A 20,828-nucleotide genomic window follows, 5' to 3' on the forward strand; every position below is an offset into this window, starting at 1 on the left:
CTTTGGTATAATATACGAATAATATTAATATGCTACTTAGTGTTTTTGGTAAAGTTAAAATCAGTAAATTAACTGATTTTTCTAGCTTTTTTGGCAAAAATCGGTGCAAATTTGCATAAATTAGGGCTAAATATTATTTATAATAAATAAGGTATTAATTTTATTAATTAGGTCATTTGCGTAATGGTTTTTCTGAAACGAGCTAATGCAAAAGTGAAAAAACTAATGCCTAAGATAGTTAAAAATAAGAAAGGTATCCATACCGTTTCAATACCCGCCCCACGAAATAAAATCGCTTGACCAAGTTCTACAAAGTGAGTGGTAGGCGCTATAAGCATTATATATTGAACAAGTTCAGGCATACTTTCGCGGGGTGTACTACCTCCTGATAACATTTGCAGAGGCAGTAGAATTAGCATTAATAACATACCAAATTGAGCCATGCTCCGTGCCACGGTTGCTAAAAAAATTCCCATTGAGGTAGTGGCAAATAAATGTAGTGCAGCACCACAAAGAAATAGCCATTTAGAACCAATAATAGGTACTTTCAGTGCCAACTCTACAATTAGTACAAGTGAACAGCTGGTTGCAATTAAAACCGCTAAACCCATTGACCAAATTTTAGATGACATAATTTCAAAAGGTGTAACCGGCATTGCCAGTAAGTGTTCAATCGTACCATGCTCTCTCTCACGCATTAAGGCTGCACCTGTTAAGATAATAGAGAGAATAGTGACCATATTAATGGTTTCTGTTACTGAGCCAAACCAAGCATGGGTTAAGTTAGGGTTATAACTCGTACGTAATGCTAAATCAACGGTTGCTGTTTCAGATGTACGATAGCGTTGTACATATTCATTAATTTCATCCAATACAATTTGTTGTATATAGCCACTACCTGTAAATGCTTGACTCATTCGGGTTGCATCGACATTTAATTGAATATCAGGTGTTTCTCCTTTCAGTACATCGCGCTGAAAGTAAGGAGGAATATTAAGCACAAAAGTATATTTATCTTCGTCCATTCCTGTGTCCATTTCTTTTAAAGAAATTTTGGTAGGCTCGTTAAATAAAGGAGGGTAGAAAGCATTAATAATCTGCCTTGATAAAGGTGAATCATCTTCATCTACGATGGCAACAGAAGCTAATTTTAGGGTATCAGGAATGGAGGTGGCCGCTGTATAGATAGAGGCTGTAAAACAGTAAACAATAAGTATCAACATTACAGGGTCGCGCGCTAAGCCCCATAATTCTTTCATTCCTAGCTGATAAATATTTATAAGTTTCTGCATAAATCAGCTATCCTGTTTTTTTAAGAGTAGAATACTAATTCCTAATAACACAGGAATCATCGCTAATAGCATATTTATAGAGCTATAGAGATCTGAAAAGGTAAGTGCTTTATTAAATATGCCACGGCTAACTAATAACATATAAGTAGTAGGGAAATATTCACCTATTACTCGGCCGCCTCCTTCAAGCGAGCTAACGGGGTTAATAACACCTGCAAATTGAACAGCTGGCACAAGTGTTAATAGTACCGTTAAAAAGATTACAGCAACTTGGCTGCGAGTGATGGTTGAAGCTAATAAGCCATAGCTTGTAGCAACGATACAATAGAGAAATGCTGCAAAGCATAAGGTTAGGAAACTGCCTTTAATAGGTACATCAAATATTATTATCGCCATTAATAACAGTATAAAAAAACTGATCATTGATAGAATAATATAGGGAATCTGCTTACCAATTAGAAACTCTACTCGCGACATGGGGGTAACATATAAATTAAGAATAGAACCCAATTCTTTTTCACGTACAACAGAGAGTGCTGCTACCATAGCAGGTAACATAAGTAGCAAAATGGGAATAACAGCAGGCACCATAGCAGGTAAACTTTTTACATCAGGATTATAGCGATACCGTATTTCTATTCCTGCATTACCTTGAATATCCATGCCTTGTCGTTCTCTTGCTTGTTCTTGTAACCATTGCGCATGAATACCTTGTACATAGCCACGCACAGTCTCAGCGCGCATTGGCATAGCGCCATCAATCCACACACCAATTTCAGCTTGATCACCGCGCTCAACTTTTCTAGCAAAGTTAGGAGGAATTTCTATAGCAACATTAATATCGCCTTCTCTTAAACGTTGATCTATTTCTTGATGACTATAAAGAGGTGGTTTTTCTATAAAATAACGTGATCCTGAAATACTTAAGCTATAGCTATTACTTAATCCTGTTTGATCTTGATCTAATACAGCAAATTTTAAATCCTCAACATCCATGGTAATACCATAGCCCATTACCAACATCAAAATAGCGGCTCCTAATAGTGCTAGTGTGGCCCTAATAGGATCTCTTCTTAACTCAAGCGATTCACGCCAAGTACATCCAATTAAACGATTTAAACTAAATTTTTTAGGAGCTTCATGAGATGTTTGTTCAGGTTGTTTAAGAGTTTCTATTGATGTTGATACAACTTCTTCATTAGTAATACCAGCACCTGCATCCAATAGGTATTCTATAAACGCTTGTTCAAGCGTAGTGGTTTGGTGTTTTTCCATTAGGTTTGCTGGCGTATCACTGTCTAATACTGTTCCTGCATGCATTAAAGAAATACGATCACAACGTTCTGCTTCATTCATAAAATGGGTAGTGATAAAGATAGTTACCTGATCTTTACGTGATAACTCTACTAGCAAATGCCAAAAATTATCTCGAGCAATAGGATCAACTCCAGAAGTAGGCTCATCCAAAATCAGAATATCAGGCGCATGAATAACGGCTACAGCAAGAGATAAACGTTGCCGTACACCTAATGGAATATTATCTGGTAAAGTATTTGCTACATTCTCTAAATCAAAACGTTGTAGCATTTCATTAACACGGTTAGCAATAGTTTCTTTAGCAACACCAAACAGTTTAGCATGCAATACAAGATTTTGCTTAACGGTAAGTTCACTGTATAACGAAAATGCTTGAGACATATAACCTAAATGCTTACGCGTATTCAAATCATTAGCATCGATTTCTTTACCAAATAACCAAGCTTTGCCTTCTGTGGCAGGTAGTAAACCAGTTAACATTTTCATGGTAGTGGATTTACCACAACCATTAGAACCTAAAAAGCCAAATATTTCTCCCTTAGCAATACGAAAGTTAACATGATCCACTGCGATAAAGTCGCCAAACCGTTGTGTTAATCCTTTTGCTTCAATAGCAATAGAAGTGGTTTCATGTATATGTAATGGGGGAATAGTGACAGGTTTGTAATGCCGTTTTTTTTCTTCTGGCATTAATTCTATAAATGACGCCTCCAATGAGTCCTGTTGCGTTTGTTCTAGTATTTCGCTGGGTGTTCCTGTAGCTAATATTTTACCCGCATCCATTGCTACTAAATAATCAAAACGTTGTGCTTCATCCATATAAGCAGTGGCAACAATAACACTCATTTGTGGTCGCTGTTTACGGATATTATTAATCATATCCCAAAATTGTGAGCGAGATAATGGGTCTACCCCTGTAGTAGGCTCGTCTAAAATAAGTAAATCAGGATCATGTATTAATGCAGCACATAATCCTAGTTTTTGTTTCATACCGCCAGAAAGCTTGCCTGCTGCTCTATTTAAGAAGGGATATAATCCCGTACTGGTAGTAAGCTCATCAATTCTCTGACGTCGTTCAGTAGCATTATGACCAAATAGACGAGCAAAGAATTGTAGATTTTCTTCAATTGATAAAGTAGGGTATAGATTTTTTCCTAGCCCTTGTGGCATATACGCAATACGTGAACAAACAGCCGTACGATGTTGTTTATTAGCCATGTCACCATTTAATGCGGTTATGGATCCTTGTTGGATTACATGAGCTCCTGAAATTAAAGAAAGTAAACTTGATTTACCAACGCCATCTGGACCAATTAAACCTACCATACATTGTGCAGGGATATCTAAACTAATATTATCTAAGGCCAATGTTTTGTCATAACGTAGTGAAACATCTGTTACTTGTACCACAATGTTTGTAAAGCCAATGAGACTACTCATAACAATAACCTTAAGTTTTTTGACACATAGGTACTAGCTTGGATAATTCATCAGGCCATGCTGCTTGTTGATCTAGTTTCAACCAAGCAACACCAGGTACACCTGTTTTAATTTGCTCTAAATAACAATTTAAAAGTTCAGGTTTAATTTGTGCTTTCACACGGAACATTAATTTTTGGCGTTCATTATGAGTTTCAACGGTTTTTGGGGTAAATTGAGCAACACTAGCTACATACGAAACATAAGCAGGTATAGCCATATCTGGATAAACATCTAAAACCATTCTTACTTCTTGGTTTAAAGCTATTTTACCTGCTACTGTTTCAGGTACAAAAAAAGTGAGATAGACATCGTTTAGATCAACCAAGTTTAATACTTTCCCTCCAGCGCCTAATACTTCTCCTACTTGGGATATTTTATATTGCACACGTCCATTAGCTGTTGCTGGTAATGTACTGTCATTAATATCTGCTTGAATGCGATCAATGGTAGCTTGTGCTGCTTTAATTGCATAGCTGGCATAGGTGACATTAGCTTCAGCCGCTTGAATAGCGGCATCAGTTACATCAATTTGAGCATTGGCAGCAGAAAGCGCTGCGATGGCATTATTTACAGCTGCTTTATCATTATCGTATATTTGAACTGATACTGCACCTTGGCGATGGAGAGGTGTAGAGCGTTTTAAGCGAGTATTGGCTAAGTTTAAATCACTTTTGCGTTGCTTAGCAATTGCTTCAATAGCCGCTTTATCACTGATCTTTACAGCAAGTTGAGCCTTTGCATTGACCTCGTTGCTAATAGCTTGCTGTAGTTGTGCTTTTGCTTCATTTAACTGTTGCTGAAGAACATCTGTTTGCATAATAACCAGAGGTTGGCCTTTTTTAACAAAGTCACCTTCTTTTACTAGTATTTGTTCAATACGTGCTGCTAATTTGGTTGATATATTAATTTCTGTTGCTTCTATACGACCATTGCCATTAACAAAATCCTCACCAAAATCACGATTATGTGTACGGCTCCATACTAAGTAGCTTATTATCAAAATAAAAATAATAATTATTGGTATTAGTATTGGTTTTTTTAGTTGAACTCTCATTTTCCGAAGTCTTATCCTTGAATATTATTATGCTGTTTAAGCATATCCTTTATAAATAACAGTAATATGGATTATCTGATAGTGATGAACAATGTCATATTTATTATTTAATATATTAATTCTGTTAGTTTGAATATCTTTTAAATGATTCAACTTTTGTATTTATTTATCATAAATTAAAGTTAATAGATAAATTTTCTATTTATGAAAATAATAGAAAGGAATCATATATAGTCAAAGGCTAAATATAGGAATAGTTTTCTTGAAGATACTATTTAAATAATTAATGAGTTTTTTAATATTTTGAGTAGAAGATTCTTTATTAATTAAATTAAACACGCAACATCCTTAATTTTCTGTTGTAATAAGTATTTGTTTAACAAAGTGTAATTATTTAAAAAGGTGTAACTTTAAAGGTTCTTAATATGCAATAAAAACTAGACAAAGGTCTAGTTGACTATATACTTTATTAATAAAAGTTTTACTGTTATAAGTACTAATAAAAATAATATACTTTTTGCTATAGCTATTGTTAATAAAATATATTTTAAATAAAGGGGTTAATAATTCACTGGTAAGTTATTGTAATGACTGTTCTAAATGTATTGAAGAAATATATTGTCAAACAAGGTAACTATGGGTATTGATTGTTTATTAAATTAAAAAGAGTTCTTTTCGTAAATAAAAAATATCTACTAGACGAAAGTGTAAAATATTTCGTTATTGTAATTAGGTACTATGCTACTACTAGTGCGTGTAATTCTGTATATTATATTTAACAATTTTTAGGTTGAGGATTTTTGCTATGAAATTTATTAAATTAGTGGTTATTGCTTCTGTTATATCTTTTCTTGCTGGTTGTACTGGACATGTTTATAACAATGAAAAAAACTGTAGCTATGATTATTTCCTACATCCAGATATTTCCATTTCTAAAGTAATTGGTGGCTGTGGCCCTGTTGCACCACATAAATAATTCAATGTTTTGCAATTAACAAATATATAATGTTATACGGCTTCTCTTTTATAAAGAGAAGCCGCATAATAATTAGTGTGCAAGTAAAGTTTGTTTATATAAGGATTAGTAAATAATCTAATAATAAAAAGTCTTTTATTCTGATCTGTTTAAGTATAAATAATTAATATAATTCATCCTTATCTTATTAGATAAAATCACTGTTATAGATATTTGTGTAAATTAGTATTCTTTTTATATAACAGAGAAAAAAATTATTTACTTTGAAAATACAAAATACAAAGATTCCTTAATGCTCCTACTCAAAATATCTCAAAAAAGAGAATGGAAAAACTTATTTCCATATAATGTATTGTTGAATTAGAAAGAAATTATAAAAATTTATAGCTTTTTATTCGTTCTATTTTAAAGAATAAAAGAGGTATTTTAACTTTCTTTTAAACTCCGTAACTGCTGTAACTTGTTGTGACCATAAGCCAACCTTGTTAGCTTTGGCAATTTCTTCAGCTTCTAGGTATTGTTCATTTTTCTTTCCAAAAGGCCGGTACCAAGCCATACCTTTATTAATCATTTCAAGGTTGATATCAAATAACATTTTTTCTTGTATATAAACAGTACCAAGGGTTCGCCTATATCTATCTTTACCATAGGTGTGTATTCTAACGGTCTTGTTAAATATAAGATCAGATAAGGCTTTTCTTGAAGCTATAGCAAAATCTTGTTTAGATTCAGGTGCATCTATATGATATAACCTAATTTTATGTTGAACTTTATCTTCTAGGCATATAATAGTATCACCATCAGTAATAGCTACTACTTTACAAATAAGAACATCTGCATAGGAAAGGATAGGGCAGATTAATAGTATGGGTAGTAACTTCATATTATTGGTGCAGATATAAAAACTGTAATATTATCATTAAATGAAATAATAAAGGGAATCTTAACTATTTTAATAACCTGTTTGCAATTCAGATTTGAAGTTTCTAGCTGTAAATATTAGACAGTGTAAGTTTGTTTTATCTTCAGCAAAGCTTTTTAAGAGTCTTTTCGCTTGGTTTGTTAGAACTTTTTTAACGGTATTCATTTGCTGGTACAGGTACAGGGCTAGGAACATAGCTCATAACCTCAGAGCAGCTTTTATATTCCATAATCATTCTCAATACAATTTGAGCAGTACGTTTATTGATAAGCCACTGTCTAGCCTGTTCACGATATAAGCCTAATAATATCTTTTGAATATTCTCTTTATCATATAAATCCATATAATTATTTCCTTGATGTATTTTTTAAGGTAGATAATGTTTTATTAATCTCATCTTTAGTGAAGTTTAAAAACTGGATATTTTCTACAAATGGAGTTACCTCATGAAATAAATAAACCATTGTATTAGGCCTATCTAAAACGATTGAATCTACACCTATGATTAGCTCAGGCATTCCTTTAATCTTATATTGCGTTATTTCACCATTACAAATATCTAAACCTTTTCTAGCATCATTTTCTGAATTATTTTTGCCTATACCAAAGGCATCAAGTAATGTATTCTTATTTTCTTCACTAATTTCTGTATCACTATGAAATGCAAAATGTTTTTTATTGTCATAGATGTATGCCATCATATCTCTAGAAAAAATAACTCTATTTGATGGATAGATATTTAAAGAATACCTTCCAGCAAAATTAATAATTTGCTGGTCGCTTGCTGTAGGATTTAAGTGAGTTTCCTTGATTTTTGGCGCATCACATTTTTCAGCATAAGTTGCTGAAACAAAAGAACAAATAAATAGCAAGCTTAGAAATCGTTGCATATAATAAATATTCTTAAAGTATTTATGGATTATTAAATTTAGTTTAGATTATAGTCCATTAGCTGAAAGTTTTTTTACTATTTCATGCCCTAAGTCTGATTTATCTTAAATGATACTCTTGTTAATCTTGCACTAGAGGTGCAATAGTTATGTGTGGTAGATTTGCTCAAATTAGTCGCTTAAAAGAAGTGCTTGAAGAACTTGCTAGAAGATTAGAGCAAGAAGAGGTTAATGATAATTTGACTGGTCGTTATAATATTGCGCCTCAATCAATGGTTAAAATACTCAGAGTTAACGATCAAAAGGTTATTGTAGATAATGTCCATTGGGGTTGGAAACCTTTTTGGGCTAAAGATATGCAACCACCTATTAACGCCCGTATTGAAAAAGTGGCTAGCTCTAAATTCTATAGTCAAATCTGGCCTCATCGTTGTTTAATTCCAGCTAATGGTTGGTATGAATGGGTTAAAGAAGGCAGTAGCAAACAACCATACTATATTCATCTAAAGACAAATAAACCTATGTTCTTTGCAGGGATTGGTCATTTCAAAGAAAATAGTGATAATAACGGTTTTGTGATTATTACTGCTGATTCACAAGGTGGTATGATAGATATCTATGATCGTAGACCTGTTGTATTAACACCAGAATATGCAAATGAATGGATAGATTCTAATACTACCCTTACTCGAGCAGAAAAAATAATCAATGACCACTATCGTAAACCAAAAGATTTCGACTGGTACAAAGTCAGTGAAGCGGTAGGTAATGTTAGAAATCAGGGTAAAGAATTAATTAAACCTATTGACTCAGAATAGAGCCATGGCTTGCTAAATCTATAATTTCAGGATTATTATATCTTAAAAAGTTAATTAATATTAAATAAGCGTCTCGACTAAATGGTGGTAAAGGCTCATTAACAACACTGTCTAAACTTTCAACAGTGGTCATATAACGCCAATTATTGATTATATGCCACTGTTTTATATTATATAGATAATCTTCTTCAAGAATAGCAATAGCACCTTTCCAAGACCAAGATATTAGCGAAAAATCCTCAAAAGCTTTGAGTAAACGATGATTATGAGTATCAATAGGCTCTTGTCCACAACAAGCCCCTAAGCATCTTCTTAACTGATAATTAAAGCAATTTCTAGTGGTTTTCTCTAAGCCAATAACCTTAGAACAAAGCTGATACTGCGCTATGAGATTCTTTAACCATTGTTTAGCCCTATGAGCTGATCGGTATAGTCCGACACTTATTTGCTCATCTAAAATATCATCAATTAGCTTTAGCTCAGGTTTATATTCACTATTCAAAATCCATGAGTATAAATGTTTAAGTTGTCGTAATCGCTTATTATATAAAGGATATAAGCGTTTAATTTCAGCAGATTCTAAGAGCAATGCACCTAATTCGCCCGCTGTGCATTTATATTCAATAGCGGCCACCTGTTTAATCATATCCAGATGAAATCTCGTTTCGTCAGGCTTATAGAAATGAGAAAGCACACGTTTACGGATATTGACACTTTTACCAATATACAGCAGAACATTATTACTATCATAAAAATAGTAAACACCTGGTCTTTCAGGTAAGGAATAACAACAATCAAGCATCATTATTTAACAGTAGGTATCTCATCCCAGCGCGTAGTATAACGTTTACTCAGCAAATCTCTTTTAATACTCCATGCGGCATTATGTCTTATACCACCTATTCTAATAGTATCTCTACCCATTTTTTTATTGATTGAATCAATAGTATTCATAAGTTGATCTGATTTTTTACGTTCTTTGCTATCTTGTGCTGGGCAAAACATATCAAACTACTCTATATCCTTATCAGTAAGATCAAGCATCATCGCACCAGCTTTCATAAACAAATAACCTTTCCTGTAAATATTCGTTAATCCTTGCTGTGCTGCCTTAACAATCTCCCGTGTATCATTAGTAGAATAACAATAGATGGATTATATTGAGGTAAATCATCCCTAAATCTATTGGTTTTAAGAAATATCATCACAGCACTAGTAACAGAATTTTGCTTTATTAACTTTTCCACTCCATGACTCGCATGTACTCTAATAGCTTCGTGTAAAACATATAAACTCTCTGTTAAACGTCCAAAACTACGAGAAGTCATAATATTCTGCTTAGGTGTATCAACATCATCAAGCTCTATACAGGGTGTACCCTGTAATTCAAGTAAAGTCCTCTTAACCATAACGGAAAACTGCTTTCTAATAAATTTAGGGTTCTGCCTCCCTTAATTGCCAAACTGTTTTAATGCCCATTGCCTCTAGTTTGGTTGCTATACGATAGCTAACTCCCCATATTTCACTCACAGGTAATTTTTTTAATAATGATTCAAGTTTTGATTCAGTTGGATGCAACCAGTACACACCCTTATACTCTGGATTTTTTTTAGCCACATGATTAGCTATTTTAGCCAGGGTACGTGTAGGAGAAACTCCAATACCCACAGAAATACCTGTATTCTGCTTAATAATTGCTTTTAATCGCTTACAGTGCTCAACGAGATTACCAAAGCCAGTTAAATGAATAAAGGTCTTATCTATTGAATAAAGCTCTACATCAACCGTATGTTCCCTTACTGTATCAAAGACCCTTTTGCTCATATCCCCATACAACTCATAATTAGAGCTAAGTAAAGTAATCTGTTTACGAATATTAGGAGGAATTTGGAAAGCAGGTATCCCCATAGGCACAAGCGGCTTAACCCCATTAGAACGAGCTATAACACAGCCGTCATTGTTGGAGAGAATGCCTATAGGTTTGCCTTCAAGCTTAGGATTAAATACACGCTCACAGCTTGAATAGAAATTATTACAATCAATAAGACCTATCATATATACAATACAACTCAAATGTATAAAAACATGATTAAAACTACAGAATAAGATGAGTTAAATATATAGATCAGATTTTATGGCGGTCAAGTAGGGTTAAGATTTTGAGATAAACACCATAAACGCTTCCACGTTCCTGATTAAATACTTTTTGTTCAGATTTTTTTTATTGCTGGGGCAAAAAGAAACAAAAATATATAAGAGATAAAATTCAACTTCCATTAATAAACGAGGAAAACAAAATGAATCAATATGATTTTTCATGGGCTTTAACAAAAATTAAATCAGGAGAAAAACTTACGAGAGTTGAATTCCCTGAACTGAACTATGTCGTTTTAGAAAATGATGAAAATAACAACGAATATATTAAATTAGTTGATGGTAATGGTGGTTTTCAACCATGGCCTGATACCCATCAAGATCTATTAGCAAATGATTGGAAAATTTATGATGGCGGAATTATTGAGCCACCACCACCAGTAAGAGAAAATCATGTTAAAGGTATCGTAACCATTGGTTATTATTTTGATAAACCAAGTTCTTCACAACATGACTATGGATATTATCAAAAATTTGCTTCTGGTGGATTTGAGCTTATCTCAACTGACTTATTTGATCCTAGCTCAGTAGAAGTAGCAACATGCTGTGGTTTTAAGAATGATACTCATGAAGGATTTTTATTTCAAATTGCTAATGAAGGTAGTGGCCAAAATATCAACTTTTTATCTCAAAATAGAAATGCTCCCTTAACTGTTTATATTGGTAATGACCAATTCAACTTAGGCGCTTACACTGGCTTGTCTAATTATAAAAATTACTACTGGCGGGAAACTGAACAATCTATAGCTTTAAGACAGAAATATTTTAATCAAGATATGGTTGGGAAAAGCTTTGAAATCCTACTCCAATTTGATTTAGCATAATTATTTTGCAAAGTTAACTTTAAAAATTAAAACTGCGCCTAGTCACTCTGGGCGCTTCTTCTCTATATCTGTCCAGAATCTTACTTCACTTATAATAATAAAGGCAGTTGATAACTTATTATAATAGTTATCTCTAAGTTAGTTAAATTACAGAAACAAAAAAGCCTTATGTGATATAGGGCTTAAAATGGTTAAAAACTGTTTAGAAATAGATATTAGTTTTTCGAAAAAATATATTAAAGGTTTTATAGATTATATAAGTTGCTGAAAATATTTAATTATTTGGTGGGCCGTATAGGGCTCGAACCTATGACCAATTGATTAAGAGTCAACTGCTCTAAGATTGTTATTGGTGGTACTTTTGCGCTCACAGTTTTTTATTAAAACTGAGAGACATGAGCCATGCAAAATTCAATATTATCTAGCACTAACCGTGCAAAAGTTATTTCCATTGTTTCAACCAAAGGTGGAGTAGGTAAGACTACTACTGCTGCAAATCTAGGTGCTGTCATCGCTGATGCAGGTAAAAAAGTACTGCTTATCGATTTAGATACACAGCCAACATTATCCAGTTACTTTGCATTAGAAGATGAAAAACAAAAAGGAACATATGAGCTTGTAGCACAAGGTGATACCAGTTTTGATAATGTATCTAAAACCAATATAAATAACCTAGATATTCTTATATCCAATGACTTTAAAAGTGAACTAAATGATTTAGGCGGAAGTGGCTTAGAAGTTAGATTAATCACGTTATTAGAACCATTCAAAACTCACTATGACCTTATATTAATTGATACACAAGGAACACGATCACTTACTCTAAAAATGGCTATTCTAGCTGCTGATACTACTATCTCCCCAGTTCCTCCTGAAATGCTAGCTGCTAGAGAATTTGGTAGAGGCACTGTGCAGCTTTTTAAAGAGCTACAAGAAGCTTATCTACCTTTTGGTATTAAAGTACCTATAGTTAACTTATTTATTAATAGAGCAGATTTCACCTCAACAGACAGCCGTTTAATCTCGGATTCGGTTCGTGAAAGCTTCAGTAATTTTGATAACGTCAGAGTACTAAATACTGTTATTCCTTCTATTGCAGTCTATAGAAAAGCAGCTACTGAAGCTAAACCTGCCCATCGTTATGAAACTAAACGTCCACATGGTCGCAAAGCACCTTCAGCACTTGAAACCATGACAGAACTAGCTAAAGAAGTTTTTCCAGAGTGGGTAGAGGAATTAAGTGCTTTAAATCCAGAAACCATTAAATCCATAGCAGGGACAGAGGTAATCCAAGAAGCCTAGGAGAATAACAACATGGCAGGTCTAAAAAGCTTGGCCTATTGTGATGTTATCTTTAAAGGCATCAAAAAGAATACTCACAATGGCTATGATATTGTTTTTATAAAAGATGGTGTAGAACAACGTCTACCTTATTATTGTTCATATACACGTACTAAAGAAGATAAAAAGTACGATAAATTTGTGGTGGGTAAGATTGGCTCAATACAACCAGTAGTATGTTGTACGGGTTATTGGTTTGAAATTTATACAGATCAAAGCCTGAGACGTGCTCCTGAACTGGATATGGATCAAATTGATATTGATCAGAATCCTGAAATCATTGATACCATTGGATGGCGTAATGAGCGAAATCCACAAGGCTTTCGTTCGCCTGAAGGTATTATTCCTTATTGTTTTACTCCAAAACAAACACCTTCTGAAAGAATCACCTTAGATATACCACAGGGATTTGAAACTATCTGTGAACAATATCATTTGTCACCAGAAAAAATCCTCCAAGATTTTATCGAAGGCGTTTGTGTGCAAACAACAAGCCAATTATCACTTAATCCTAATAGGGAGGTTTTAGTTACTAAACACTACCTTCAAGCACGTTATGGTAAAGCAGAGGAACAATTGATATGAGTTCAAAAATTGTTCCACCTTCATCTATGGAAGCTGAACAAGCTGTATTAGGTGGTTTGATGTTAGAAAACAGTACCTATGATGATGTAATGGAAATCATTTCAGAGCATGACTTTTATAATTTTGATAACAAAATTATTTTTAATGCAATCCATCTTTTACATATAGAAAATAAGCCATTTGACCCCGTTACATTAAGCGACAAACTTATATCAACCCAACAACTACCTCATATTGCAAATGTTTTAGCCTATGTGGTGGAGTTGTCACGTAGCATTCCTTCAGTAGCCAATATTGTTGCCTATGCCAAAATAGTAAAAGAGCGTTCTACTCTTAGACAATTGGCGAACTTAGGTCATGAAATAAGCCAAGCAGCACATCAAAAAAGTACCAACAGTACTGAAGTGATGGCAGTTGCTGACCAAAAACTATTTGAAATCACTCAAAAACAAACAGGTCAGAAAGATTTTATTAATCTAAGAGACTGTTTAAACGATGTCTTAAACGATATAGACCAACACTTTAATGATGGTAATCCAATCACAGGCGTACCATCAGGATTAACAGACCTTGATGACTATACATCAGGCTTCCAAAACGGTGATTTAATTATCCTTGCTGCTAGACCTTCAATGGGTAAAACAAGTTTAGCTCTAAAGTTTGGTTTGAGTGCATTAGAGTCCAAAACTGATAAACCAATACTTGTTTATTCTTTAGAAATGCCAGCAGAGCAACTACTTAAACGCTTAATTGCGCAAATTGGTGGTTTAAACCTAAAGTCAGTAATGTCGGGACAACTAAATGCTGATAATAATGGCGTTAATGAATTTAATCTACTGACATTGGCTTTCAATCAACTGACACAATATGAAAATAGACTCATCATTGATGACACAGCCTCATTAACCACTTCTGCCATACGTGCACGAACCAGACGTTGTACACGTAAATTTGGCAACCCCTCACTAATTCTCATTGACTACCTGCAACTGATTGCTGAATCAGGTAAATACGAAAATCGCAACAATGCAGTAGGAGCGATTACCCGTGAACTAAAAGCGTTAGCTAAAGAGTTTGAATGTCCTGTGATTGCCTTATCGCAACTTAACCGAGATGTTGAAAAAAGAACCAATAAACGTCCAGTGAATGCAGACCTTAGAGACTCAGGTTCGATTGAGCAAGATGCAGACCTAATCATGTTTATCTATCGGGATGAAGTTTATCACCCTGATAGTTTAGAAACAGGTACTGCGGAAATAATTATCGGTAAACAACGTAATGGTCCAATTGGTACTGTGCGGACAACCTTCTTAGCTGCTCAAACTGATTTTAAAGACATCTGTCGCACTACTTATTACTAAGGAATAGGGGAGTAAGTTATGCCAAATAAAAATACCCAAGAACAAGCTGTTCTAACTTTTACCAAAGAAAGTAATGATATTTACAAAATGATCGCTAATTTTACCCCAGTAAATAGCTTAAACAATGAAGTTTCAGTGTTTCATAAACATGTTTTAGCAATAGCAGCAGAAGTGATGGGAACCACCTTATTACTAGCTAATTCAGGTGAAATCTTTGTACTTAGCAATACACCTATTTGGGTAAGACCTATTGCAGTGGCATTAAGCTTAAACAGTCAAGTTTTAGAAGGAGTATAACAATGCAATATAAACCAATGGCAATATTTCCAGAACTAATCAATGGCTTATTTACTGGCAATACAAAACAAATTAGAACTCTATGCGAACCTGCAAATATAGCCAACTTAAGCTATATAGAGGAAATTGATAGCAACAAGTTTGATGATGAAGAAGGTTATTTAACTTTTGAGAGTCCTTACCAAGTTGGCGATAAAGTTTGGTTACAGGAAGAGTTTAAAGTAGGTGCTTGGCGGCATGATGGACGTATAGCAATAGATTACTTAGCTTCACCTGAAATACGTCTGACACCTTGGTTATCACCTCTAAACAATGCAGACAGAGATATTATCTATCTATGGCAAAACGAAACTCTGATAGATGTCATGGACAGTGACTTAACGTCTGATGAACATGGTGATTTTTATTGGCAACCAGGTAAAGCTCCTACCCGTATAAGACCTGCGATTACTATGCCCATGTTTGTCAGTCGAATATGGTTTGAAATTACTGATGTGCGTGTTGAAAAACTACATGAGATGACTGTTACAGATGCTCTTAATTCAGGCATTACCCCACAATTCTATAATCAATCAGTACGCGGTTATAAAAATTTTCAGTTGCAAGACCGTGCTAATGATGAAGCTACCTGCTTCAGATCACCTATAAAAAGCTACGCTAGTTTATGGAATAAACGTATTGCTTCAAATACGCCTAGTTTAGCGTGGGAAAGTGATAACAATCTATGGATATGGGTTTATGAAATCCAACGCATTAACAGTCCGTTTAATTGATGTAAATACAGGGAACACGAGCCATGAACATGAATATAGGCCAATTAACAGCACAACAGCTTTTAGAGCTTTGTTTAAAAGCTCATGTATTAGGTAGTGAACCTAATGAAGCTGTGATGATTACAGAACAAGAATTACCGCTATGGAAAATCTTTGGTGATATTGTTGTGATCACAGACATAACTAAAGATATGGCCATTAAAGGTAATCAAGTTAGCCATTATAACTACCAAATAACTGTTAATAGCAAATATCAAGGGGATGCAGGGGTTATGCTGATTAGCTGCTTGTACAATGAATTTTTACCTCTGTATTACCTTGATCATCACTATAACTATGTCAAAAACTTTAACAAGATTGAAGAAGATGTAATAGAAGTCCCTCTGCTTGAACAACCTTTTAATGCGAATGAGCACTCCAATAAGGAGGCGACTTATGAATGAGCATAATCGTAAAGATTGGGCAATAGACAAAATAAAAAAATGTTTAGCCTTATATGCCAAATCGACAGGCAATGAAGCTGAGACTGCATTGCGTCAAGCTAAAAGCTTAATGGAAAAATATGGTCTTAATGAGACAGATATAAAATTAGATGACATTAAAGAATGTGATGAAGCCATAGGTACTGGTAGTGGAAATATCCCTCAATGGATAACCTCTTTAGCAACAGTAGTAGCGTATTGTTTTAATTGTCAGGTAATTTTTTCCTATAAGACAGTGATAAAAAACTATCGTTTTAGTACTGTTAAACTAGTGAGTTTTATCGGTATTGATTCCTCGCCTGAACTAGCACAGTACCTCTTTGTGGTACTTAAAAGACAATTGAATAAAGATCGTAAAAAATACCTCAATACAGTGAGCCCTTTATGTCATTTAGCGACTAAACGTAAAAAAGCTGATTTGTTTGCAGATCACTGGATTGAAGCAGTAACAGAAATAATTGATAGATTTACTGAATTTAACAAAGAGTTCTATCAATTGATTACTCAATACAAAGATATTAAATACAGTGATCGTACTAAAATTGAAGAGAAACCAAAAACTCAGGATAAACGTTTTGACTCAGCACGATTAGCAGGTCACCTATCAGGAAAACAAGTCAAAATACATCATGGTATTAAGTCAGATAAACCTACTCAACAAACATTAAGTTGGGAGGAACGTCATGTTGGTTGAACAAAGTAAATTGAATTGGTTTAATCAGTACCAAAGCATTAACTCCTGTGCAGTACGTTATCATGGAGGCAAGTATAGGTTAGCACCTCATATTGTAAGCTATTTTCCAACTCACAATACCTATGTTGAGCCTTATGGAGGAGCAGCTAGTGTATTACTTTATAAACAACCTAGTTATGCTGAAGTTTACAACGACCTAGACGATGAAATAGTCAACTTTTTCAGAGTACTTCAGGATGAACAACTGCTGCAAATATTGGTTAAAAAAATAACAGTTACACCTACTGCACGGAAAGAGTTTGAACTAGCATGGCAACCTACAGATGATCCAGTTGAACGGGCAAGAAGAACGATTATTCGTGCTCAGTTTGGTTTTGGAAGTGCAGGTGCTACACAAGGTCATACAGGTTTTAAAATCGACACTAAACGTGAATACAGCCTTAGTTTTCATTTATGGCGAGACTATCCTGAAAATTTAGTGGCCATTAGAAATCGTTTTATGGGCATTCTTATTGAAAATAAACCTGCTTTAGAAGTGATTAAAAATCATGATCGTAAAGATACCTTATTTTATATAGATCCACCTTATCCTAAATCTACACGCTCCAGAGAAAGACGTAATGCGTATCGCTATGAAATGACTGATAGCGAACATCAACAACTACTTGAGCTACTTAACGAGATACAAGGCATGGCTATTATCTCGAGCTACCCTAACAAGCTTTATAAAAAGCACTTAAAACATTGGCACTATATTGAAAAATCAGCAGCCATTTCAGGTAATAAAGGCACTGCGACAAGAACTGAAAGTCTATGGTTAAACCCTGCCTGTTATAACTCTTTAAACCAACTCGCTTTACCCTTAAGGATGGTCTTATGAGCAGTACAAACCCAAAAAACCAAAAAAACTTACAACAACAAAAAGTAACGCAAAGTTTAATGTCAAAAACCTTTAAACGTGGAGAAGAGCAACCAGGTAATAAAACGCCTGTGAATGATATTTCAATCATTGTCACTTTAGACCAACTAAGAGCCTATGATCATAACCCACGTAAAAGTGTTAATCCAAAGTTTGCTGAGATTAAAGAGTCTATTCGTACACGTGGTTTAGATCAGCCACCTACCATAACCAAACGTCCTGATGAAGAACACTATATTATCCGTAATGGAGGTAATACACGACTTAAAGCCCTTAAAGAACTATGGACTGAAACAGGCGATCAACGTTTTTATCGTATTCAATGTTTATTTAAACCTTGGGATGGTGAAATAGCAGCACTGGTTGGGCATCTAGTTGAAAATGAGTTACATGGTGAATTGTTATTTATCGATAAAGCAGTGGCTATTAGCAACATGCGCGAGTTTTATAATAGCCAAGCTAACAAAAATCTCTCACTACGTGAACTGGCAGAATGTTTTAGAAAAGATGGCTATCCAGTATCACATACCTTAGTAAAAAGAATGCTAGATTGTGTTGAGTATATCTACCCTTATATTCCTGAATTGCTATTTGAAGGGTTAGGTAGACCCCGTGTAGAAGAATTAATTAGCCTTAAAAACCAACTCTATAAAATATGGAATAAATATATAGAAGATAGCAATCCAATAGATCCTGATGATAATGAAATGTTTCTTGGCTACTGGGGAGTATCTTTAAGCAAATTTAATGACCTTAATGTTGACGACTATAATTTTAATCGAATTAAAGATGAATTATTAGGTGATTTAGAGTTCTATACAGGGCAAGAATACAGAATGCTTGAACTCGACTTACTTAGTTTAACTAAAACCAAAGACCCTATTGAAGCAGAGACACAAGCTCCAACAGTGTTAGCAGATCCTGTTAAAAATGCAACAGTACCTACAGCTACAACAGAAACAACTGGCTCAGTAAATACCCCATTAACCACACCTACACTAACCACAGTAGCTAAAGATGCTGCAACACAGCGTCAACAACCATCAACGAGTGATGATGGTGGATCTGCTGCTGAAGCAGTCATCCTTCATAATATAGCCATTGACCAACCTTCAGAAGAACAACAACTCTCTACTGAAGAACAACAATACCTTATTGAAAAAACCACTGTAAAACCTGTAACAACCTCTTCAAAGGTACAGCAACTCAATGCCTCATTAGAAAAAAGTCTAGGAGGAGAACTGCCCGTATTTAAAGAAGAAGTGGTTAAATCAATTCCTGTTGAAGCTGGTGGTGGTTTGGCGGAAGTATCCAATATTTGGTATATCTCTAAACAAATTGAAAACAGTCCTGAACTAATCCGAGAAGAAATATTCAACCTAGCTTGTGATATTGCCAAAGAAGGTAACTACCAATCATGGCTTATTAAAACCAATGAAGGTCTAGGATTTGGTATGCAGCCTATGGCTACGTCCAATACTGACCAGTCTGAAGCAATAGGCTTATTGCTGACCTCACTATTAAGAATGTTAGATGGTGTACAAACAACACAAGCACTTCCGAATGCTTTGTTCTGCCAACTCTTGATAGGTGGTTATGACATCCAGATTGGAAATAAACCACCTGAAGCAACAGGCCTCGAAAGATTATCAGATGTATTACTTATTAAATTATTTAGATTAATAAGGCTAGCTAGACACCTAGTCGATCTAATTAAAGAAAATTAATGGAGGGCCGTAGCATGGAACTTAAGGAGTTTTTACCTGCGAGTACACCGCTTAACCAAGCGGTACTCAGTCAACTCATAAAAGATATTAATCAAGGTTACTATAATCGTTGTAGAGCGATGGGTATTAATGATGAAGTGATCAAAATGATTGAGACATTACCTCCTAATGCACTATTTGAGCTAATGGGAACTCCTGTCGTTTGGGCTAAAATTCAAATTGATGTCAACATGCTACAACGTGTTATACAACTAACTGAGCAAAAAGAACAACATAAAGAATTGATCGATAAGGCTATTAGAAATAATGCGTCAAATCGTATTCTTAATGAATGTTTTGGTATCACCAGTACGATAGCGGCTATTAAACGCAAAATGATGAATATCCAAAAGAGCAAAGGGAGAGTAACACGCCTTAATGATGAGCAGAAAAAAATTCTATGGAGCGAATGGAAGCTCTTTCTAAGTACCGAACCTGTGATTGACCATATCAAGCGTATGGAAAAACTAATTGCCATTGCGGAACAGTATAACTGGGATCTCACCTCATTATGGTGTGAGATTGAAGAAAATAACTTAGAAACCAAAGCAGATCAAGAACTGTTTGAAAAACTAATGATGCTTAGAGCAAAAATTGAAATCGTTACTACCTTTTTTAATGTTTCTGATCGAAAAATCAGTGTAACAAGAAGGTTTATCAATAGTGATAACCAAGATCGTCAGCCTTTTGGTAGTTGTGATGAACAAATTAAAGGAAGTGTAAAGGACGAGTGGCAATACCTTTTGAACAAAACCAAAGTAAAACACCTTCATCAATTGACACGTGAACATCTTAAAAAGTTAATTAGTCTTTCTGATAAATATCGGATTGACTTTAATACCTTATGGAATGCATTAACTAAAGGGTTACTAGGGGAATGA

General features: G+C 34.5%; 23 protein-coding genes. 13 read left to right on the forward strand and 10 right to left on the reverse strand.

What is annotated here, in order from left to right:
- Window positions 1-167 precede the first annotated feature (167 nt).
- Genes JHT90_RS06005 through JHT90_RS06015 form a run of 3 tightly spaced genes read right to left on the reverse strand, consistent with a single transcriptional unit; the run spans window position 168 to window position 5,145 of the window.
- Window positions 168-1,292 carry an ABC transporter permease gene (locus tag JHT90_RS06005; protein ID WP_201095215.1) on the reverse strand — a complete coding sequence of 375 codons (1,125 nt, stop codon included), beginning with the start codon at window positions 1,290-1,292 and terminating at the stop codon, window positions 168-170.
- A gap of 3 nt (window positions 1,293-1,295) precedes the next feature.
- Entirely contained in the window at window positions 1,296-4,049 is a 2,754-nt protein-coding gene (gene rbbA / locus JHT90_RS06010; RefSeq protein WP_201095216.1) for a ribosome-associated ATPase/putative transporter RbbA, read from the reverse strand.
- Window positions 4,050-4,059: 10 nt separating this feature from the next.
- A complete protein-coding gene (locus tag JHT90_RS06015; RefSeq protein ID WP_201095217.1) occupies window positions 4,060-5,145 on the reverse strand; it encodes an HlyD family secretion protein in 1,086 nt (361 codons plus the stop codon).
- Between the two features lie 805 nt (window positions 5,146-5,950).
- Here JHT90_RS06015 and JHT90_RS06020 point away from each other — a divergent pair.
- Window positions 5,951-6,121: a YhfL family protein gene (locus JHT90_RS06020; protein ID WP_201095219.1), complete on the forward strand. Its 171-nt coding sequence runs from the start codon at window positions 5,951-5,953 to the stop codon at window positions 6,119-6,121.
- A gap of 400 nt (window positions 6,122-6,521) precedes the next feature.
- On the opposite strand, the gene JHT90_RS06025 is transcribed toward JHT90_RS06020, so the two are convergent.
- The 3 genes from JHT90_RS06025 to JHT90_RS06035 all read right to left on the reverse strand — a co-directional run bounded on the left by JHT90_RS06025 (window position 6,522) and on the right by JHT90_RS06035 (window position 7,933).
- The gene (locus JHT90_RS06025; RefSeq protein ID WP_201095220.1) at window positions 6,522-7,004 is read right to left on the reverse strand and encodes a thermonuclease family protein; all 483 of its coding nucleotides are present in this window, start codon (window positions 7,002-7,004) and stop codon (window positions 6,522-6,524) included.
- Between the two features lie 190 nt (window positions 7,005-7,194).
- Window positions 7,195-7,386 carry a hypothetical protein gene (locus JHT90_RS06030; RefSeq protein ID WP_201095222.1) on the reverse strand — a complete coding sequence of 64 codons (192 nt, stop codon included), beginning with the start codon at window positions 7,384-7,386 and terminating at the stop codon, window positions 7,195-7,197.
- Between the two features lie 4 nt (window positions 7,387-7,390).
- A complete protein-coding gene (locus JHT90_RS06035; RefSeq protein ID WP_201095223.1) occupies window positions 7,391-7,933 on the reverse strand; it encodes a hypothetical protein in 543 nt (180 codons plus the stop codon).
- Window positions 7,934-8,082: 149 nt separating this feature from the next.
- Here JHT90_RS06035 and JHT90_RS06040 point away from each other — a divergent pair, with 149 nt between their 5' ends.
- Window positions 8,083-8,751, forward strand: a complete 669-nt coding sequence (locus JHT90_RS06040) for an SOS response-associated peptidase family protein (RefSeq protein ID WP_201095224.1) — start codon at window positions 8,083-8,085, stop codon at window positions 8,749-8,751.
- Here JHT90_RS06040 and JHT90_RS06045 read toward each other — a convergent pair.
- The 4 genes from JHT90_RS06045 to JHT90_RS06060 all read right to left on the reverse strand — a co-directional run bounded on the left by JHT90_RS06045 (window position 8,735) and on the right by JHT90_RS06060 (window position 10,806).
- Complete coding sequence (locus JHT90_RS06045) at window positions 8,735-9,556, reverse strand: GIY-YIG nuclease family protein (RefSeq protein ID WP_201095225.1); 822 nt, start codon at window positions 9,554-9,556, stop codon at window positions 8,735-8,737. The two genes, JHT90_RS06040 and JHT90_RS06045, sit on opposite strands and share 17 nt — an antisense overlap.
- On the reverse strand, window positions 9,556-9,756 hold the full coding sequence (locus tag JHT90_RS06050) for a DUF4113 domain-containing protein (RefSeq protein ID WP_201095227.1): 201 nt from the start codon (window positions 9,754-9,756) through the stop codon (window positions 9,556-9,558). The genes JHT90_RS06045 and JHT90_RS06050 overlap by 1 nt, the downstream gene beginning before the upstream one ends.
- Window positions 9,757-9,842: 86 nt before the next feature.
- Complete coding sequence (locus tag JHT90_RS06055) at window positions 9,843-10,160, reverse strand: DinB/UmuC family translesion DNA polymerase (RefSeq protein WP_201095229.1); 318 nt, start codon at window positions 10,158-10,160, stop codon at window positions 9,843-9,845.
- 25 nt (window positions 10,161-10,185) lie between these two features.
- Window positions 10,186-10,806 (reverse strand): Y-family DNA polymerase, encoded by a 621-nt coding sequence (locus JHT90_RS06060; protein WP_201095231.1) that lies wholly within the window; start codon window positions 10,804-10,806, stop codon window positions 10,186-10,188.
- Window positions 10,807-11,048: 242 nt separating this feature from the next.
- Between JHT90_RS06060 and JHT90_RS06065 the strand changes: the two genes are divergently transcribed.
- The 11 genes from JHT90_RS06065 to JHT90_RS06115 all read left to right on the forward strand — a co-directional run bounded on the left by JHT90_RS06065 (window position 11,049) and on the right by JHT90_RS06115 (window position 20,828).
- The gene (locus tag JHT90_RS06065; RefSeq protein WP_201095233.1) at window positions 11,049-11,729 is read left to right on the forward strand and encodes a Thoeris anti-defense Tad2 family protein; all 681 of its coding nucleotides are present in this window, start codon (window positions 11,049-11,051) and stop codon (window positions 11,727-11,729) included.
- 402 nt (window positions 11,730-12,131) lie between these two features.
- Entirely contained in the window at window positions 12,132-13,031 is a 900-nt protein-coding gene (locus JHT90_RS06070; protein WP_201095235.1) for a ParA family protein, read from the forward strand.
- Window positions 13,032-13,043: 12 nt separating this feature from the next.
- Window positions 13,044-13,655 carry a hypothetical protein gene (locus JHT90_RS06075; RefSeq protein WP_201095237.1) on the forward strand — a complete coding sequence of 204 codons (612 nt, stop codon included), beginning with the start codon at window positions 13,044-13,046 and terminating at the stop codon, window positions 13,653-13,655.
- Complete coding sequence (gene dnaB, locus JHT90_RS06080; RefSeq protein ID WP_201095239.1) at window positions 13,652-15,016, forward strand: replicative DNA helicase; 1,365 nt, start codon at window positions 13,652-13,654, stop codon at window positions 15,014-15,016. Before JHT90_RS06075 ends, dnaB begins: the two co-directional genes overlap by 4 nt.
- Before the next feature lie 18 nt (window positions 15,017-15,034).
- Complete coding sequence (locus tag JHT90_RS06085) at window positions 15,035-15,313, forward strand: hypothetical protein (RefSeq protein WP_201095945.1); 279 nt, start codon at window positions 15,035-15,037, stop codon at window positions 15,311-15,313.
- A gap of 2 nt (window positions 15,314-15,315) precedes the next feature.
- On the forward strand, window positions 15,316-16,086 hold the full coding sequence (locus tag JHT90_RS06090; protein ID WP_201095242.1) for a hypothetical protein: 771 nt from the start codon (window positions 15,316-15,318) through the stop codon (window positions 16,084-16,086).
- A 23-nt stretch (window positions 16,087-16,109) separates the two neighbouring features.
- On the forward strand, window positions 16,110-16,529 hold the full coding sequence (locus tag JHT90_RS06095) for a hypothetical protein (RefSeq protein ID WP_201095244.1): 420 nt from the start codon (window positions 16,110-16,112) through the stop codon (window positions 16,527-16,529).
- Entirely contained in the window at window positions 16,522-17,262 is a 741-nt protein-coding gene (locus JHT90_RS06100) for a DUF2786 domain-containing protein (RefSeq protein ID WP_201095245.1), read from the forward strand. Before JHT90_RS06095 ends, JHT90_RS06100 begins: the two co-directional genes overlap by 8 nt.
- On the forward strand, window positions 17,252-18,142 hold the full coding sequence (locus tag JHT90_RS06105; RefSeq protein WP_201095246.1) for a DNA adenine methylase: 891 nt from the start codon (window positions 17,252-17,254) through the stop codon (window positions 18,140-18,142). Before JHT90_RS06100 ends, JHT90_RS06105 begins: the two co-directional genes overlap by 11 nt.
- A complete protein-coding gene (locus JHT90_RS06110; protein ID WP_201095247.1) occupies window positions 18,139-19,908 on the forward strand; it encodes a ParB family protein in 1,770 nt (589 codons plus the stop codon). The genes JHT90_RS06105 and JHT90_RS06110 overlap by 4 nt, the downstream gene beginning before the upstream one ends.
- A gap of 14 nt (window positions 19,909-19,922) precedes the next feature.
- Window positions 19,923-20,828 carry an STY4526/YPO1902 family pathogenicity island replication protein gene (locus JHT90_RS06115; protein WP_201095248.1) on the forward strand — a complete coding sequence of 302 codons (906 nt, stop codon included), beginning with the start codon at window positions 19,923-19,925 and terminating at the stop codon, window positions 20,826-20,828.

Source organism: Entomomonas asaccharolytica, from assembly GCF_016653615.1.
GTDB classification, from domain to species: domain Bacteria; phylum Pseudomonadota; class Gammaproteobacteria; order Pseudomonadales; family Pseudomonadaceae; genus Entomomonas; species Entomomonas asaccharolytica.